Source organism: Streptomyces sp. WAC 04229 (genome assembly GCF_003947455.1).
In the GTDB taxonomy this organism is placed as follows: Bacteria; Actinomycetota; Actinomycetes; order Streptomycetales; family Streptomycetaceae; genus Streptomyces.
This window is the reverse complement of record NZ_QHJH01000012.1, coordinates 1-17,232: the sequence shown is the minus strand read 5'-3', so window position 1 is coordinate 17,232 and position 17,232 is coordinate 1. Positions and strand designations below refer to the sequence as shown.

16 protein-coding genes are annotated in these 17,232 nt (G+C 73.0%); 5 read left to right on the top strand and 11 right to left on the bottom strand.

What is annotated here, in order from left to right:
- The first annotated feature begins 121 nt into the window (after positions 1-121).
- Positions 122-1,333 (top strand): MFS transporter, encoded by a 1,212-nt coding sequence (locus tag DMH12_RS05625; RefSeq protein ID WP_125490432.1) that lies wholly within the window; start codon positions 122-124, stop codon positions 1,331-1,333.
- 141 nt (positions 1,334-1,474) lie between these two features.
- On the top strand, positions 1,475-2,887 hold the full coding sequence (locus tag DMH12_RS05620; RefSeq protein ID WP_125490431.1) for a uracil-xanthine permease family protein: 1,413 nt from the start codon (positions 1,475-1,477) through the stop codon (positions 2,885-2,887).
- On the opposite strand, the gene DMH12_RS05615 is transcribed toward DMH12_RS05620, so the two are convergent.
- Positions 2,869-3,996: a glycoside hydrolase family 6 protein gene (locus tag DMH12_RS05615; protein WP_125490487.1), complete on the bottom strand. Its 1,128-nt coding sequence runs from the start codon at positions 3,994-3,996 to the stop codon at positions 2,869-2,871. The two genes, DMH12_RS05620 and DMH12_RS05615, sit on opposite strands and share 19 nt — an antisense overlap.
- Positions 3,997-4,170: 174 nt before the next feature.
- On the opposite strand from DMH12_RS05615, the gene DMH12_RS05610 reads away from it, so the two are divergent.
- Both DMH12_RS05610 and DMH12_RS05605 read left to right on the top strand, forming a co-directional pair.
- Positions 4,171-4,866 (top strand): DUF5995 family protein, encoded by a 696-nt coding sequence (locus tag DMH12_RS05610; protein WP_125490430.1) that lies wholly within the window; start codon positions 4,171-4,173, stop codon positions 4,864-4,866.
- Between the two features lie 100 nt (positions 4,867-4,966).
- Positions 4,967-5,896, top strand: a complete 930-nt coding sequence (locus DMH12_RS05605) for a TIGR03619 family F420-dependent LLM class oxidoreductase (protein ID WP_125490429.1) — start codon at positions 4,967-4,969, stop codon at positions 5,894-5,896.
- Positions 5,897-5,924: 28 nt separating this feature from the next.
- Here the strand turns inward: DMH12_RS05605 and DMH12_RS05600 are convergent, their stop codons facing one another.
- Together DMH12_RS05600 and DMH12_RS05595 are read right to left on the bottom strand one after the other, a co-directional pair.
- On the bottom strand, positions 5,925-7,622 hold the full coding sequence (locus DMH12_RS05600; RefSeq protein WP_125490428.1) for an NAD(P)/FAD-dependent oxidoreductase: 1,698 nt from the start codon (positions 7,620-7,622) through the stop codon (positions 5,925-5,927).
- A gap of 49 nt (positions 7,623-7,671) precedes the next feature.
- Positions 7,672-8,460 carry a carbon-nitrogen hydrolase family protein gene (locus DMH12_RS05595; RefSeq protein ID WP_125490427.1) on the bottom strand — a complete coding sequence of 263 codons (789 nt, stop codon included), beginning with the start codon at positions 8,458-8,460 and terminating at the stop codon, positions 7,672-7,674.
- A gap of 366 nt (positions 8,461-8,826) precedes the next feature.
- Here DMH12_RS05595 and DMH12_RS05590 point away from each other — a divergent pair, with 366 nt between their 5' ends.
- Positions 8,827-9,387, top strand: a complete 561-nt coding sequence (locus DMH12_RS05590; protein WP_125490426.1) for a Repetin — start codon at positions 8,827-8,829, stop codon at positions 9,385-9,387.
- On the opposite strand, the gene DMH12_RS05585 is transcribed toward DMH12_RS05590, so the two are convergent.
- The 8 genes from DMH12_RS05585 to rpe all read right to left on the bottom strand — a co-directional run bounded on the left by DMH12_RS05585 (position 9,356) and on the right by rpe (position 17,192).
- A complete protein-coding gene (locus DMH12_RS05585) occupies positions 9,356-10,567 on the bottom strand; it encodes an MFS transporter (RefSeq protein WP_125490425.1) in 1,212 nt (403 codons plus the stop codon). The genes DMH12_RS05590 and DMH12_RS05585 overlap by 32 nt on opposite strands.
- A gap of 138 nt (positions 10,568-10,705) precedes the next feature.
- A complete protein-coding gene (locus DMH12_RS05580) occupies positions 10,706-11,158 on the bottom strand; it encodes an Lrp/AsnC family transcriptional regulator (RefSeq protein ID WP_125490424.1) in 453 nt (150 codons plus the stop codon).
- Between the two features lie 15 nt (positions 11,159-11,173).
- Positions 11,174-12,664 (bottom strand): amino acid permease, encoded by a 1,491-nt coding sequence (locus tag DMH12_RS05575; protein ID WP_125490423.1) that lies wholly within the window; start codon positions 12,662-12,664, stop codon positions 11,174-11,176.
- A gap of 303 nt (positions 12,665-12,967) precedes the next feature.
- Positions 12,968-13,363 (bottom strand): hypothetical protein, encoded by a 396-nt coding sequence (locus tag DMH12_RS05570; protein ID WP_125490422.1) that lies wholly within the window; start codon positions 13,361-13,363, stop codon positions 12,968-12,970.
- A 69-nt stretch (positions 13,364-13,432) separates the two neighbouring features.
- Positions 13,433-14,875, bottom strand: a complete 1,443-nt coding sequence (locus DMH12_RS05565; RefSeq protein ID WP_185832161.1) for a GuaB1 family IMP dehydrogenase-related protein — start codon at positions 14,873-14,875, stop codon at positions 13,433-13,435.
- 108 nt (positions 14,876-14,983) lie between these two features.
- Positions 14,984-15,337 carry a barstar family protein gene (locus tag DMH12_RS05560; RefSeq protein WP_125490420.1) on the bottom strand — a complete coding sequence of 118 codons (354 nt, stop codon included), beginning with the start codon at positions 15,335-15,337 and terminating at the stop codon, positions 14,984-14,986.
- Positions 15,338-15,384: 47 nt separating this feature from the next.
- Positions 15,385-16,428, bottom strand: coding sequence for a sugar-binding transcriptional regulator (locus DMH12_RS05555; RefSeq protein ID WP_125490419.1), 1,044 nt, complete (start codon positions 16,426-16,428; stop codon positions 15,385-15,387).
- 77 nt (positions 16,429-16,505) lie between these two features.
- Positions 16,506-17,192 carry a ribulose-phosphate 3-epimerase gene (gene rpe / locus DMH12_RS05550; RefSeq protein WP_125490418.1) on the bottom strand — a complete coding sequence of 229 codons (687 nt, stop codon included), beginning with the start codon at positions 17,190-17,192 and terminating at the stop codon, positions 16,506-16,508.
- Between the last annotated feature and the right edge of the window lie 40 nt (positions 17,193-17,232).

Genomic DNA, 17,232 nt, shown 5'->3' with positions numbered 1-17,232 from the left:
GATCCTTCCAGATCGGCCGCGCGGGGGCGCGCGTCGGTATTCCACTATCTATCAGGCAGGGTCCCTGATAGTTTACGCCGCGGCCGGCGGCTCGCGCGGCACGGAGACGGAGGGGTGGACCATGAGCACAGTGACCTACGGGCAACGCGAGGTGAGGCGGTCCCGGTACGCCGTGGCGGCCGTGTTCGCCGTGCACGGCGCCGTCACCGGCTCCTTCGCGACCCGCGTGCCGTGGATCCAGGACCACGCCGGGGTGAGCGCGGGCCAGTTGGGGCTGGCCCTGGCGTTCCCGGCGCTCGGCGCGTCCGTCGCGATGCCGCTGGCGGGCAGCGTCAGCCACCGCTTCGGCGCCCGCACCGCGCTGCGCGGTCTGCTGGCGCTGTGGACGCTGGCGCTGGTGCTGCCCTCGCTCGCCCCGAACCTGCTCACCCTGTGCCTCACCCTGTTCGTCTACGGCGCCACGGCGGGCATGTCGGACGTGGCGATGAACGCGCTCGGCGTCGAGACGGAGAACCGGCTCGACCGGTCGATCATGTCCAGCCTGCACGGCATGTGGAGCGCGGGCGCGCTGATCGGATCGGCCGCCGGCACGCTCGCCGCCCACCTGGGCGCGGACGCCCGGCTGCACCACGTGCTGGCCGCCGCGGTACTGACCGTGACGGGCCTGGTCGCCTGCACGTGGGTGCTGGATCTCCAGCCCGCCGAGGACGAGGATCCGCCGCCGCGGTTCGCGCTGCCGCCCAGGTCGGCGCTGCTGATCGGCGCGGTCGGGTTCTGCGCGGTGTTCGCGGAGGGGGCGAGCCTGGACTGGTCGGCGGTTTATCTGCGGGACGAGCTGGAGACGTCGGCCGGGCTGGCGGCGGCCTGCACGACCGGGTTCACGCTCACCATGGCGCTGGCCCGGCTGGCCGGCGACAAGGTGGTGGACCGGTTCGGCGCGGTGCGGGTGGTGCGGGTGAGCGGCGTACTGGCCACGCTCGGCGGTCTGCTCGTCGTCGTGGGGGGCCATCCGGCGGTGGCGATGACCGGTTTCGCGCTGATGGGCCTCGGCATCGCCGTGGTCGTCCCGCTGTGCTTCGCCGCGGCAGGCCGGGCCGGGTCCAACCCGAGCCTGGCCATCGCGGGTGTGGCCACCATCACGTACACCTCGGGGCTGGTCGCCCCGAGCGCGATCGGCGGTCTGGCCCAGGCGACCAGCCTGGTGGTGTCGTTCGGTCTGGTGACCGTGCTGGCCTGCTGCCTCGTGGTGTTCGCGAAGGTGCTGCGCGTCGGGGACCGGGACCGCCCGAAGATCAGCCCGTCGAACGCGGGCGTGCCCGACCGGCAGTCCTGAGGCCGCCGCCCCTGGGCTCGGCCGCCGGGCGGCGGCCACCGGGAAGGCGCTGGTCAGCCGGGGGGGTGGGACGTGAGCGGGGCCGGTGTCCCTGACAATGGTCCGGACCGTCCTCACGTACAGAGAAAGCGAAACCTCACCATGGACCTCGGCGTGCGCTGGAAGCTGCACGGGGACGGGAAGACCCCCGCCCCCGGAGCGGTGGTCCGCCCGGACGAACGGCTCTCGTGGCCCCGCACGGCCGGGCTCGGCGCCCAGCACGTGGTGGCCATGTTCGGGGCGTCCTTCGTGGCTCCGGTCCTGATGGGCCTGGACCCCAACCTGGCGATCATGATGTCGGGCGTGGCGACCGTCATCTTCCTGCTCGCCACCCGGGGCCGGGTCCCCAGCTATCTGGGCTGCTCGCTCTCCTTCGTCGGCGTCGCCGCGGTCATCCGGGCGCAGGGCGGCACCAGCGCCACGGTGACCGGCGCGGTCCTGGTGGTCGGCGCCGCGCTGTTCCTGGTGGGTCTCGCCGTGCAGCGCTTCGGGGCGCGGATCATCCACGCCGCGATGCCGCCGATCGTCACCGGTGCGGTGGTGATGCTGATCGGCTTCAACCTGGCGCCGGTCACCGCGTCCACCTACTGGCCGCAGGACCAGTGGACGGCGCTGCTGGTGATGCTGTTCACCGGTCTGGCCGTGGTCTGCCTGCGCGGTTTCTGGTCCCGGATCGCGATCTTCCTGGGGCTGGTCTTCGGCTACCTCCTGTCCTGGGTGCTCGACCTGGTCTTCGGGAAGATCCACTCGGTGGACGGCAGCGGCAAGGTCACCGACCACTGGCGCCTCGACCTGTCCGCCGTGGGCCAAGCCGACTGGATCGGTCTGCCGTCCTTCCACGGGCCGAGCTTCGAGTGGTCGGCGATCCTGGTCGCCCTGCCGGTCGTCATCGCGCTGGTCGCGGAGAACGCCGGGCACGTCAAGGCGGTCGGCGAGATGACCGGCGACCCGCTCGACGACAAGCTGGGCACGGCGATCTCCGCGGACGGCGTCGGCTCGATGCTGTCCACCGCGGTGGGCGGCCCGCCCAACACCACGTACTCCGAGAACATCGGCGTGATGGCCGCGACCCGGGTCTACTCGACGGCCGCCTACTGGGCCGCCGCGGGATTCGCCCTCCTCTTCGGCATCTGCCCGAAGTTCGGCGCGGTCGTGGCGGCCATCCCGGGCGGTGTCCTCGGCGGTATCACCGTCATCCTCTACGGCATGATCGGCCTGCTCGGCGCCCAGATCTGGGTCAACGCCAAGGTCGACCTGCGCAACCCGCTCAACCTGGTGCCGGCCGCCGCGGGCATCATCATCGGCGTCGGCAACGTCAGCATGGAGTTCACCGACACCTTCTCGCTCAGCGGCATCGCGCTCGGCACCCTGGTCGTCATCACGGGCTACCACGCGCTGCGGGCGTTCGCCCCGGCCCACCTCAAGACACAGCAGCCGCTGCTCGACGAGGGGACGTCCTCGTACGACGAGAAGGGCGGGGGTGACGATCCGGGCGCTCAGCGCGCCAGGTCGTAGGCGTACGAGGGTGTGAAGGTGCCCGGCTTCCCCCGGCAGCCGTCGGACTCGCCGGGCAGCTTGACCCACAGGTAGGCGTCGACGCGTCCCATGCCGGTGTGCAGGGTCGGCGCGCGCCCGAGTCTGCGGCCGGCCGGATCGCACCACTCGCCGTCGGACGGCGCGCCGTTGCCGTTGCGGCTGGTGTCGATGACGGCGCCGAGGCCCGGCGGGCCGCCGAGGGCGTCGAGGACGGCGCGGTCGTGGGCGATCTCGTCGGCGGTGGCGTGGAAGTTGGAGACGTTGCTGAAGACGCCGTCGGAGGAGTCGGGCGAGGCGGCCCCGGCCTGTTTCAGCCAGGCCGCCTGCCTGGCCGGCGCGTGCCAGCCGGAGTGGCCCGCGTCGAAGTAGACCCGGGCGGCGGGATTGGCGTTCTTCATCACCCGCCCGGCCCGGGCCAGGGAGGCGAAGCGGTCGGCCCGCTCCCCCGCGGACAGGCAGTCGGCCTGCGCGACCGAGTCGGGCTCCAGGATCACGATGACCTCGCCGGAGCCGAGCCCGGCCGCGAACCGGTCGATCCAGTCGTCGTAGGCGTCCAGATCCGGCGCCCCGCCCTGGGAGTGGCCGCCGCAGTCGCGGTCGGGAATCGCGTACGGCACGACGACCGGCACCCGGCCCCGGGCGGCGCCCCCGGAGGTGACGGCGCGGACCCGGGAGGTGAGGGTGGCGGGCGTGTAGTCCGCGAACCAGACGGCGGCCGGGCGGCCGGCCACCCGGGACGCGATGACGTCCCGGCGCGGATCCTCGGGGTGGGCCCGGACCCAGTCCAGGACCTGGGACTCGGGGTGCCGGTAGAGCAGGGTGGCGGGCTCGGCCGTACGGGACGGCGCCGTCCGGGGCGTACGCGCCGGAGAGGGCGTACCGCTCGCCTTCCGCGCCGGGGGCGAGGCGGAGACCGACGCCGGGGCCGAGTCCGAGGGCGACGGCACGGCGGGCGGGGGCTTCGGCCACGGCGTGCGCGTCACGGCCGGGCGGGCCTCGTCCGCTCCGCCGCCACCGTCGTCGCCGAGCGCGGTCAGCATGCCGGTCGCGGCGCCCACCGCGACCACGACGGACGCCAGCGCGGCCATCGCGCCGCGCCGGGCGGCGCGTCCGCGCTCCACCCTGCGGGCGGCCCGGCGCCGGGCACGATGGCCTGACACGTACGGTTCCCCCTCCCCCGCGCGGCGGGCGCGTTCCCCCGTTCTGGGGAAGCGCCGGGCCCGCCGGCACTGCCGTCACCCTAAAGCTGCGACGCTGCCGCCATGGCCCACTGCGAGCAAGTACCGACGGCCGTCCGGACGGTGGACTCGGTGCTGACCCGGATGCGCGCCCTCGACGCGTCGCTGCCCGGCCGGGACGGGGTGGCGGTCTTCAACCGCGTCTACCTCGCCGTCACGGAGGAGGTCGACCGGCACATCGACAGCGGCCGGTTCACGGACGCCCGGGCGGCGATCGCGCTGGACGTGCGGTTCGCGGAGCGGTTCCTGGGCGCCGTGGACGCGGCGGCACAGGACCGCCGTCCGCCCGCGTGCTGGCGGCCCGTGTTCCAGTTCCGCCGCCATCCCGGCGTACGCCCGCTGCAGTTCGCGCTGGCCGGCATCAACGCGCACATCGGTCACGATCTGGCGCTGGCCGTGGTGGACACCTGCCGTACGCTCGGCTGCGAACCCGCCGACCTGGAGGACGAGTTCGACCGCGTGGGCGATCTCCTCGTCTCGCTGGAGGAGCGCGTCCGCGACGAGCTGATGCCGGGCCCCGACCTCCTCCAGATCGCCGACCCGCTGACCCATCTGCTCGGCTCCTGGAGTCTGGACCGTGCCCGCGACGCCACCTGGGCGGCGGCCCGCGCGCTGTGGGCGCTGCGCCGGCTGCCGGACGTCGCCGGGGAGTTCACCGAACGGCTGGACGCGGCCGTGGGCTTCGCCGGACGCATGCTGCTCACCCCGCTGCCGGACTGAACCCGGCCGCCGCCGCTGCGCACGGGGCAACCGCGGCCCGTTCGTTGTACGTTGCACGCATGCGCGACATCGCACCCCGACTGCGAAGGAGCACCCAGACATGACGATCCGGCTCGGACTCGGCCTCCCCCAGATGCGCCAGTACGACATCGGCAAGGACGTCCCCGACGTCGCCCGCGCGGCGGAACGAACGGGCTACGACAGTCTCTGGGTCTTCGAACGGGCCCTGTTCCCCGAACCCGCCACCCAGGGGCTGTACGGCATCGAGGGCCTGCCCTGGCCCGACGAGTACCGCAACGTGGCGGAACCGCTGGTCACCCTGGCCCTCGCCGCCGCGGCCACCGAACGGGCGGAGCTGGGCTCCAGCGTCCTGGTGGCCCCGCTGCACGTGCCGTTCCAGCTGGCCAGGACGCTCGCCACACTGGACGCGGCCAGCGGCGGCCGGGTGGTCGCGGGCTTCGGCACCGGCTGGTCCCACGACGAGTACGCGGCGGCCTCCGTGCGGCCGTTCGCCGAGCGCGGTGCCGCCCTGGACGAGCTGATCGGGGTGTGCCGGGCCGTCTGGGGCCCGGACCCGGTGGTCTACGACGGCCACGTCACCAGGATCGCGTCGGCCGTGGTCGGGCCCAAGCCCGCCCGCCCGATCCCCATCCTGCTGGCCGCCGGCAGCGGCAGGGGCCGGCGCCGCCCGGTCGACCACGCCGACGGCTGGCTGCCCACCGGCGTCGGCGCCGAGGCCGTGGCCGCGCAGTGGCGGCAGCTGCGCGAGCTGGCCGACGAGCGCGGACGCACCGCGCCGATCCGGACCTCGCTGCGGGTCAACGCCCGCTACTCCCCGGCGACCGACGACAGCGCCGAGCGCCGCCCGTTCCACGGCAGTGTCGACCAGATCGTGGCCGACCTCGCCGAGTACACCGGCCTCGGCCTCGACGAGGTCCTGCTCGACCTCCAGAGCACCCTGCGGGACGCCGAGGAGCTGAAGGACGTCGCCGCCCAGGTGTACGAGAAGGCCCGGGCGGCCGGCGTCTGAGCGGACCCGCCCGGGACCGCCCGGTGGATCAGTCCTCGGGCAGCTCCACCGGCGCGATCTCCTCGTACACGTCGCCCGGGCCCGGGTTGGTCGCGTCGGTCTCCCCGCCGAAGTGGTGCATGACGCCCCAGACGGCGTTCAGCGCCGTCTGGACCGCGCCCTCGGCCCAGCCGGCCGTCCAGGAGATGTCGTCGCCGGCGAGGAAGATGCCGCGCTTGTCCTCGGGCAGCTCCTCCTGCATGAAGTGCGTGAACAGGCGGCGCTGGTAGCGGTAGTGGCCGGGGAGGTTGGCCTTGAAGGCGCCCATGAAGTAGGGCTCGTTCTCCCAGGAGACCGTCACCGGGTTGCCGATGACGTGCTTCCTGATGTCGACCTTCGGGTAGATCTCGCCGAGCGACTTCAGCATGACCTCCATCCGCTCGTTCGCGGACAGCGGCAGCCACTTCAGGCTGTCGTCGCACCAGGTGTAGGAGAGGCAGATGACGGCGGGCCGGTCCGGGCCGTCGTCCAGGAGGTAGGTGCCGCGGGTCATGCGGTCGGTGAGGGTCATCGACATGACGTCCCGGCCGGTGTCCTCGTCCTTGTCCAGCCAGAAGGGGCGGTCGACCGGCACGAAGAGCTTGGACGACTCCATGTAGTGGGTCCGCTCGATCGCCGTCCAGTGGTCGATCGGGAAGAGCGAGTCGTCGCAGGCGATCTTGGAGAGCAGCATCCAGGACTGGGCGGTGAAGATCGCCGCCCGGTAGGTGCGGATGTCGCCGTCGGCGTCCGTCACGGTGATCCGGTTGCCGGCGGTGCGGTTCAGCCGGGTCACCGCCGGGCGCGGCTCGCCGTCCGCGTGCAGGGACGCGAGCGAGGTGCCGTGCGGCCAGTGGACGATCTTCTCCGGCTCGCGCTCCCACAGGCGCGTCGGCAGCTGCTGGGAACCGCCGACGATGCCGCGGTGGTGGTCGTCGGCCTCGGTGTAGACGACGCGCAGGATCTCCAGGATGGAGTTGGGGAAGTCGGTGTCCCAGCCGCCGGTGCCGAAGCCGACCTGGCCGAAGATCTCCCGGTGCCGGAAGGACTTGAAGGCCTCGGAGTCGCAGAGGAAGCCGTAGAAGGTCTGGTTGTCGAACTTCTCGACCAGCCGGGACCAGATCTCGCGGATGCGCGGGACGTCGCGCTCGCGCAGGGCGCGGTTCATGTCGGAGAAGTCGGCGCCCTCTTCGAGGCACTTCGCCCAGGCGTCGGCCACGTCCCGGTAGACCTGCGGCAGGTCGTCGAGCGTCTCGGCGTAGTGGGACTCGCCCTTGAGGTCCACGACGGTGGAGGGCGTCGCCTCGGCGAGCGGGTTGGGGAAGGGGCTGGTCCGGAGCCCCACCAGGTCGATGTAGTGCTGCAGGGCGGTGGAGGACGGCGGGAAGCGCATCGCGCCCATCTCGGCGGTCAGGGACTCGTCGCAGCCGTCGAAGCCCACGGTCCGCAGCCGGCCGCCGATCTTGTCGGCCTCGTAGACGACGGGCTTGAGGCCCATCTTCATCAGCTCGTAGGCGGCCACGATGCCGGACAGTCCGCCGCCGACGACCGCGACCTCGGCGCCGTGCTCGGTCGCCGGTATCTGGCCGAGTCCCGCCGGGTGGGCGAGGAAGTCGTCGTACGCGTACGGGAAGTCCGGACCGAACATGGTGATCGGCGGCTGCTGCTCGTCTGCGTGCTCGACGGCGTTGGGCACGGTGGACGTCATGGGGTGCGGACTCCTTGCACGGGTGGAACGGAGGGGGTGACGGTGGGGTTCAGGCGAGGGACCCGTAGAGACCGGGGCGGCGGTCGGTCAGGTACGGGTTGTGCTCGCGGGACGCGGCGAGGAGGGCCGGGTCCACGTCGCCGAGGACCAGTTCCTCGGCGCGGCCGGCCCGCGCGCGGGCGGTGCCGTCGGGCCCGGCGAGGGTGGAGAGGCCGACGAACTCGAACTCCCCCTCCTGGCCGGCCCGGTTGACGTACGCCACGTACATCTGGTTCTCGAAGGCCCGCACCGGCACGACCGACTCGGCGACGAACTGGAACGGGTGCATCTGCGCGGTCGGCACGAGCAGCAGGTCGGTGCCGGCCAGGGCGTGGGCGCGGACGTTCTCCGGGAACTCCACGTCGTAGCAGATCATCAGGCCGACGGTGACGCCGCCGAGCCGCGCCTGCACGACCGGCTGCTCGCCGGGGGTGAAGTGGTCGCGCTCGAAGCAGCCGAAGAGGTGGGTCTTGCGGTAGTTGGCCAGGCGGGTGCCGTCGGCGGAGATCAGCTGGACGGAGTTGAAGACCCGCTCGCCCTCCCGTTCGGGGTAGCCGTACGCGATCGCGAGGCCGTGGCGTCCGGCGGTCTCCGCGACGGCGTCGGCCGAGTCGCCGTCGGCGGGCTCGGCGAGGACGCCGACGTCGTCGCCGATCGCGTACCCGGTCAGGAACAGCTCCGAGGTGACGAGCAGCCCGGCGCCCGCGGCGGCGGCCCGGCCGGCGGCCTCGTCGAGGACCTTGAGGTTCTCGGCGGTGGAGCCGGGCCGGCCGGAGCTCTGGAGCAGGGCGGTGCGCATGCGTGTTCCTCACCGGTGGGAGGGGGTCGGGGGGCCAGATAGACGGTACGGTCGGCGGACTCGGCCGGACAAGACGGACCTGTTGCGCACCGCGGAGCGGTTCGTTGCGTGCGTCGGGCACGGCGCGGAGATTCGTTGTGCGCGGCCGCCGACGGCGCGGGACGGGCGCCCGGCCCACGCTCCCGGGCCCGCCCGGCGGGGCGCCGGCACGGGCGCCCGCTCCTCCTCGGGTGGCATCCCCGGCGGATGCTCCCCGCCGCGCGGCGGAGGGCGGTCCCGCCCCGGGGGGCGATGTGGCGGGGGTGCGGCGACGGGACAGTGGTGGACGTTCGAGTCCGCCGCCACCCGCCCACCGAGGGGACCGCCATGAAACGAAGCCGTACGACGACCGCCGCGCTCTGCGTCGCCCTGCTGCTCACCGCCGTCACCACCGGTGCCGCGGTCGCCTCCGGGCCGCACGACGGCCTCCCGCAGGGGCCGCCCCCGCGGGAGGCCGCCGCGCTGACCGGCAGCGCCAAGCTCTACCGGTCGGCGGGCGACGACATCACCTTCACCTTCGACGCCCACCTCGCGGCGGAGCACGACGACAACCCGCTCGAGGCCACCGGGACGTTCGCGTTCAGCCACTACCTCGACGGCGGGGGCGCCAGGGCGAAGGCCACCGTCGACTGCCTCCTGACCGGCGGCGACGTGGCCGTCGTCTCCGGCGTCATCACCGACTCGGACCTGCCGGGCGCCGAGGGCAGGCGGGTCGGCGTCACGGTCCACGACCTCGGCCGCCACGACCGGCTCGGCTACAGCTGGGCGGCGACGGGCAGCCCCGTGGAGGGCGGGGAGCCTCCCAAGTGCGTCGGCTCGGCCCCCTTCGAGAAGGTGAGGAAGGGCAGCGGCGACTTCACGGTCGTGCCCTGGCGGCCGAGGCTGTAGCCCGCGCGGCGGTGGCCAGGGCCAGCGCCGTCAGCAGGTACGGCACCGCGGCCAGGGCGAACGCGGTGCCGTGCCCGGTCGCCGAGGATGCGACCGCGTACGCGCCGTAGGTGGCGAGGGTGCCCAGCTCGGTGCCGAGGCCCGCGACCGAGGTCAGGGTGGCCCGGCCGGTGTCGTCGATCCGCCGCTGCAGACGCGCGTCGGCGAGCACGGTCGCCAGCTGGAAGCCGCCGAAGGCGAGCCCGACCAGGACCAGGGCGGCCGGGGTGCCCGCGGCGGCGCCCACCGCCATGGCGAGCGCGGAGCCGGTGAGCAGGGCGGCGAACCCGGTGGCGGTCAGGCGGTCCGCGGCACCGGCCAGCAGGCTGCCGCCGGTGGCTCCGGCCCAGATCACCAGCAGCAGCCACGGAACGGTCTCCTCCGCGACGCCGGTGTCCAGCGCCAGCAGCGGCGTGTACTCGTCGAGCGCGCCCCACACCGCGGTCACGGCCGGGACCAGCAGCAGCGCGCCGCGCACCGAGCGGTCGGTGCGGACGTCGGCGAGTCCGGCGCGCAGGGTCGCGGTCCAGCCGGGACCGCCGACGGACGGTTCGCGGTGCTCGGGGAAGCGCGTCGCCACGGCGGCGCCGACGAGGCAGATCAGCACGCTGGCCGCGCCCACCGCGTCGTAGCCGCCCCAGGCGAACACCGGACCGGCCAGGCCCATCGCGGCCATCGTCGCCGCGATGCCGATGGCCCGCGCCCGACCCATGACCCCGGTGTACCGGTCGGCCGCGCCGGCCCGGTCCAGCTCGTCGTAGACCAGCGCCTCCTGCGCGCCGGAGCCGAGGGCCCCGCCGGCCCCCCACAGCACGAAGCCGAGCGCGAAGGCGCCGTAGGAGGGCACGAGCACCCACAGGGCGAAGCCGGCGGCGGTGAGCAGCGGGCCGAGGACCAGGAGCAGCCGCCGGGAGACGGCGTCGGCCCAGGCGCCGGAGGGCACCTCCAGCAGGACGCCCGTCAACGACCACAGGGCGAACAGCGAGGAGATCTGCCAGACGGACAGTCCGGTGTCGCTGAACAGCAGCGCGTACACCGGGTAGAGCAGGACGAACTCGTCGCAGAACGCGGAGGCGTACAACGTGCGCGTCAGCCGCCGAGTACCGGCGGTGGCGGGGGCACGCTCGGGTGAGAGAGTCATGAGGCCTTCCCGAGGGGGCGGATCGGACACCGGAGGTACGGCGTCCGGGGCGGCCCTCGGGAGAAGGCGCTATGGGTGAATCAATGTCGCCAGGTCATGCCACCGATGCTAGACGTCACCGGGCCTCCTGCCCACCGATTACGTGGGCGACCCCGACGAGAAGCGCCGCAGCAGCGGCGAGAGCACCAGCACGGACTTCGTCCGCTCCACGAACGGCTCCCCGGCGATCCGCTCCAGGACCCGTTCGAAGTGCCGCATGTCGGAGGCGAAGACCTGGGCGACCGCGTCCGCGTCCCCGGTGACGGTGGACGCGGCCACGACCTCCTGGTACCGCTCCAGGCCCCGCTGGATGGTCTCCGGCGAGGTGTTGCGCCGGCAGTGGATCTCGACGAACCCCTCGGTCTCCCAGCCGAGCGCGGCGGGGTCGACCCGTACGGTGAAGCCGGTGATGGCCCCGGTGGCGCGCAGCCGGTCCACGCGCCGCTTCACGGCGGGCGCGGACAGGCCGACCGACTGCCCGATGTCCGCGTAGGAGCGGCGGGCGTCCTCGGCGAGGGCGTGCACGATGCGTTCGTCGAGTTCGTTCAGCACTGCGGGCGGTTCACTTCACTTCTGGTGCGTCCGGACCTCTGACGGGTCCGGTGAGGCGAGTCGGGAGCGGCGGTGGCCGTACACGAAGTAGAACACGAGCCCCACCGCCATCCAGACACCGAAGACCACCCAGGTGACGGTGGACAGGCTGCCCATCATCCAGACGCAGAAGCCGAAGCCCAGGGCGGGCAGCACCGGCGACAGCGGAACCCGGAAGGTGCGGGGCATCTCCGGACGGGTCCGGCGCAGCACCACGACGGCCACGTTGACCAGGGCGAAGGCGAAGAGGGTGCCGATGCTGGTGGCGTCGGCGAGCTGCCCGAGCGGGATGGCGGCGGCCAGCACGCCGCAGAACAGGGAGACGATCAGCGTGTTGGCACGGGGCGCGCCGGTCTTCGGGTGGACCTTGGAGAAGACCTTGGGCACCAGTCCGTCGCGGGACATGGCGAACAGGACGCGGGTCTGCCCGTAGAGCACGGTCAGGACGACGCTGGCGATGGCGACGACCGCGCAGAAGGCCAGCAGGGTGCCCCAGAAGCTCTGTCCGGTGACGTCGGTCATGATCTGCGCGAGCGACGCCTCGGAGTCGGTGAAGTTCCGCCAGGGCTTCGCGCCGACGGCGACGGCCGCGACGAGGACGTACAGCACCGTGACGATGATCAGGGAGAGCATGATCGCGCGGGGCAGGTCGCGCTGGGCGTTCTTCGCCTCCTCACCGGCGGTGGAGGCGGCGTCGAAGCCGATGTAGGAGAAGAAGAGCGTCGCGCCGGCCGCGCTGACGCCGGCCATGCCGAGCGGCATGAAGTGCTCGTAGTTGCCGGAGCGGAAGCCCTGCACGCCGATCGCGCAGAACAGCACCAGGGCCGCGATCTTGACGACGACCATGATCGTGTTGGCCCGGGCGGACTCGCGGGCGCCGCCCAGCAGGAACGTCATGGCGAGCAGGACGACGATCAGCGCGGGCAGGTTGAAGATGCCGCCGTCGCCGGGTGGCGCCGACAGGACGGCGGGGAGGGTGACGCCGATGGTGCCGTCGAGCAGCTCGTTCAGGTACTCGCCCCAGCCGACGGCGACGGCGGCCACCGACACGCCGTACTCCAGGACCAGGCACCAGCCGCAGATCCAGGCGACCAGCTCGCCCATCGTCGCGTAGGCGTACGAGTACGAGGATCCGGCGACCGGGATGGTGCCGGCCAGTTCGGCGTAGGACAGGGCCGAGAAGAGCGCCGTGAGGCCGGCGATGACGAAGGAGAGCGTGACGGCGGGACCGGCCTTGGGGACGGCCTCGCCGAGGACGACGAAGATGCCGGTGCCGAGGGTGGCACCGATGCTGATCATCGTGAGCTGCCAGAGGCCGAGGGAGCGGCGGAGGCTGCCGCCCTCGCCCTGGCCGCCCTCGGCGACCAGTCGTTCGACGGGCTTGCGGCGCACGAGGCGCGCGGCCAGGCCCGGGGACGGTGCGGTGGCCGTTGCGTCGTGGTGCGGGGGTGCGCCTTGGTCGAGCACGCGTGGACTCCTTTGTCGCTGCCGGTCGGCGCCGCCGTGTGAACGGACGGGCTGGTGGCGGGGCCTGGGAGCGGCGGGGACCGGCGGGCGCGCTCGTGCGGAACGAACGGGAACCCACCGAGCGGGGTCCCCGCCACGCCACGTACAGCGCAGAACACTACGAGCGGGGCGCGGCCCGGGTAATGCAGCAACCTTGCGCGTGCCGGCACGATCGTTGCGTTCGCCGGGGTATGGCGCGTGTTCGTTGCGCGAGGGCCGTGGGGCGTTGCGCGGTGGGGCCGGCGGAGGGTGGATCGTCCCTGGTCAGTGACGGTCGGGAGCGCCCGCGACGGCCCGCGCCCCGGCCCCCTCCGCCGCGTCGAGGCCGATCTCGCCGGGCCGGTCGCGGGCGGCCTCCTGGGCGTCGATCCAGCGCGGGTGCGCCTCCCGGGCGGCCTGCTTGCCGGTGCCGGGGGTGGCCCCGGTCTGCGACCAGGAGGCACCGGCCGCGCGGGCGGCACGCACGGTGAGCCGGCGTCCGTAGGCGGCCTTGCGGGCCACCACCTCGCTCAGCGCGAGCAGTTCCAGGAGCTGGGGACGGTCGAGGGCTTCCGCGTCGCCGCCCAGCCCCGCGAGGGACTCGCGGGCGCGCAGCTCGTCGAGGCGGGCCACGGCGGTCAGCAGGGTGTGCTGCGGCTCGATGCCCTGCGGTGTCGCCATGCGGCCGGCGTCCCGTCAGGGCTGCTTGACGTCAAGCAGCCCTGACGCCTTTCGGACGCGAGCCGGTGCTCAGCCCCAGCTGGCGTGCAGCGGCTTGCCCTCGGCGTAGCCCGCGGCGCTCTGGATGCCGACGATGGCCTTCTCGGCGAACTCCTCCAGCGAGCCGGCACCGGCGTAGGTGCAGGACGAGCGGACGCCCGCGATGATCGAGTCGATCAGGTCCTCGACGCCGGGGCGGGCCGGGTCGAGGAACATGCGGGAGGTGGAGATGCCCTCCTCGAACAGCCCCTTGCGGGCCCGGTCGTACGCCGACTCCTCGGAGGTGCGGTTGCGCACCGCGCGGGCGGAGGCCATGCCGAACGACTCCTTGTAGGCACGGCCGTTGGCGTCGTGCTGGAGGTCGCCCGGGGACTCGTAGGTGCCCGCGAACCAGGAGCCGACCATCACGTTGGAGGCGCCGGCCGCGAGGGCCATGGCCACGTCGCGCGGGTGCCGGATGCCGCCGTCGGCCCAGACGTGCTTGCCGTACTTCTTCGCCTCGGCGGCGCACTCCAGGACGGCGGAGAACTGCGGCCGGCCGACGCCGGTCATCATGCGGGTGGTGCACATGGCACCCGGCCCGACGCCTACCTTGACGATGTCGGCGCCGGCCTCGATCAGGTCGCGCACGCCCTCGGCGGAGACGATGTTGCCCGCGACGATCGGAACCCGCGGGTCGAGGTCGCGGACCACCTTGACGGCGCTGATCATCGACTCCTGGTGCCCGTGGGCCGTGTCGATGACGAGGGTGTCCACGCCCGCGTCGAGGAGCTGCTTGGCCTTGCCCGCGACGTCCCCGTTGATGCCGACCGCGGCGGCGATGCGGAGCCTGCCGTTCGCGTCCGTCGCCGGGGTGTACAGCGTGGCGCGCAGGGCGCCCCGGCGGGTGAGGATGCCGGCGAGGCGGCCGTCCTTGTCGACGGCGGGGGCGTAGCGCCGGTTGGCGGCGTCGAGGGTGTTGAAGGCCTCGCGCGGGTCCATGTCCGCGTCGATGAGGATCAGGTCCTTGGACATGACCTCTTCGAGCTGGGTGAAGCGGTCCACGCCGGTCAGGTCGGTGTCGGTGACCACGCCGACCGGCTTGTGGTCACCGTCGACGACGACGCCCGCGTTGTGCGCGCGCTTGGGCAGCAGGGCCAGCGCGTCGGCCACGGTCTGGTGCGGGGCCAGCACGATCGGGGTGTCCAGGACGTGGTGGCGGCTCTTCACCCAGGAGACGACCTCGGTGACGACCTCGATCGGGATGTCCTGCGGGATGACCACGAGGCCGCCGCGCCGGGCGACCGTCTCCGCCATCCGGCGTCCGGCGATGGCGGTCATGTTGGCGACGACCAGCGGGATGGTGGTGCCCGTGCCGTCCGGGGAGCCGAGGTCCACGCCCTGCCGGGAGCCCACGGCGGAACGGCTCGGCACCATGAAAACGTCGTCGTACGTCAGGTCGTACGAGGGCTGGATGTCATTCAGGAAACGCACGTGCTGCACATCCCAGTCGATCAGAGGTGGCCCCCGGACAGGTCAGCCAGGGGGAAAGAGCACGTACTTCATTCTCCCACGGCCCGGCGCCGGCAACCCCCGGGCAGATCATCCAGGCTGGTCAGGAGCCTCCTTGGAGGAACCTCCAGGTCCGAGCGTCACGAAGAGTCCCGGCCCGCGGTCGGTGGCCTCGGCGAAGACCTCCTCGGCCACGGTCCACTCGTCCGGCCGCGCCTCGGCGTACGCCCGCCAGCCCCGCACCACGAGGACGAGCCCCCGCTCCTGGGCCTCCGGTGGCCAGACGGACGGGTCGGAGAGGGAGTCGGCGAGCGCGTCCCAGTTCCGGCCGAACCAGTCGGGCAGAGCCAGGTCACGGGCGCAGCGCTCCATCAGGCCCGCCTTGTCCGTGACCCCGCCGAGGTCCAGCGTGACCACGAGCCGCCCCGCGGGATCCTCGGTCATGTCGTGCCCTCTCCCGTTCCGGTCGTCCGTCTCGTCCTGAGCGCCCGTCAGACCCCGTCCGGGTCTGCCCGGTTGAGCGTCGACTTCGGTGCCGAGCCCAGGGTCATCAGGTGGTCGGCGGCCGACGTGTCCGTCACCAGGCTGGTGACCAGCCCGGAGCGCAGCACCGCGTCGATGGCCGCCGCCTTGCGCTGCCCGCCCGCGATCGCCACGACCTCGGGGATGCGGCGGAGCTGGTCGGCCTTGACCGTGATGCACCGCTCCCCCAGGTCCCGCCCGACCCGGCGCCCGTCGGCGTCGAAGAGGTGCGCGGACATCTCGGCGGCGACCCCGAGCGAGGCGTAGTGCGCGCGCTCCTCGTCGCTGAGCATGTCGTGCACCGTCGAGATGCCCGGCTCCCAGGAGCCGATGGAGACGCAGGCGACCGTGACCTTGTCGAAGTACTCGAAGGCCCGGGCGATCCCGGTCTGGTGGCGCAGTGCCTGCGCGGTGGCCGCGTCCGGCAGGAGCATCGGCGCGTAGATGGGGTGCGCGTCACCGCCGGACACCTGCGCGGCGCGCCGCACGGCCTCGACCGAGCCGCGTTCGGCGGTCCCGGCGTCGTACACGCCCGTCAGCTGCACCACCGTGCACGGCGGCAGCCGGTCGAGCGCCGCCGCCATGTGGATGGTGGACCGGCCCCAGGCCAGGCCCAGCACGTCGCCCTCGGTGACCAGCTCGCCGAGCAGGTCGGCGGCCACCTCGCCCAGGTTCTCCGGGTCGGGTGTCTCCTCGGCGTCGGCCGGGGACTCCACCACGACGGCGTGCCTGAGCCCGTAGCGGGCCCGCAGCGCGTCCGAGCGCTCCGCGTCCAGCTCGGCCGGCACCCGGATCTCGATTCGTACAAGGTCTCGCTCAAGGGCGGTCTCCAGGACCCTGGCCACCTTGAAGCGGCTGACGCCGAACTCCTCCGCGATCTGGATCTTGGACTTGCCCTCGAGGTAGAAGCGGCGGGCCATGGCCGCCGCCTGGACCAGCTCAGCGGGTCCCATCCGCATGGCTGAACGGCCCGCCGACATACCCGACACGGCGATCTCCTCACTGCTGTTCACACTCTGGATACGCCGTTCATCCTTGCAGATTCGACGCACTTGATCAGCCCTGATGGGAGCCGTTCACGTTCTGTTCCTCAGTGGTCGCAGGACCAGGACGCCCCGGCGGTCGCCGACTCGGCCTGCGTGCGCAGTGCACGTACCGCCTCGGCCGGGTCGGATGCCCCGTAGACGGCCGAACCCGCGACGAAGACGTCCGCGCCGGCGTCGGCGCACCGCTCGATCGTCGACGCCGACACGCCGCCGTCGACCTGGAGCCACAGCTCCAGGCCATGCTTCTTGATCAGCTCACGGGTGCGCCGGATCTTCGGGAGCATGATGTCGAGGAACGCCTGCCCGCCGAAGCCCGGTTCAACCGTCATGACCAGCAGCATGTCGAGTTCGGGGAGCAGGTCCTCGTACGGCTCGATCGGCGTCGCGGGCTTCAGCGCCATGGACGCGCGGGCGCCCTTGGCGCGGATCTCCCGGGCCAGCCGCACCGGCGCGGCGGCCGCCTCGACGTGGAAGGTGACGGAACCGGCTCCGGCCTCCACGTACTGCGGCGCCCAGCGGTCGGGGGCGTCGATCATCAGGTGGCAGTCCAGGGGGGTCTCGGTCGCCTTGGCCAGCGACTCCACGACCGGCACGCCGAGTGTGAGGTTCGGGACGAAGTGGTTGTCCATGACGTCGACGTGGAGCCAGTCGGCTCCGGAGACCGCCTCGGCCTCGTCCGCGAGGCGGGCGAAGTCGGCGGAGAGGATGCTGGGGTTGATCTGCGCGGCCATGGCCCCAAGCCTGCCATGCCCTCCGGGGGTGGGGCGGGAC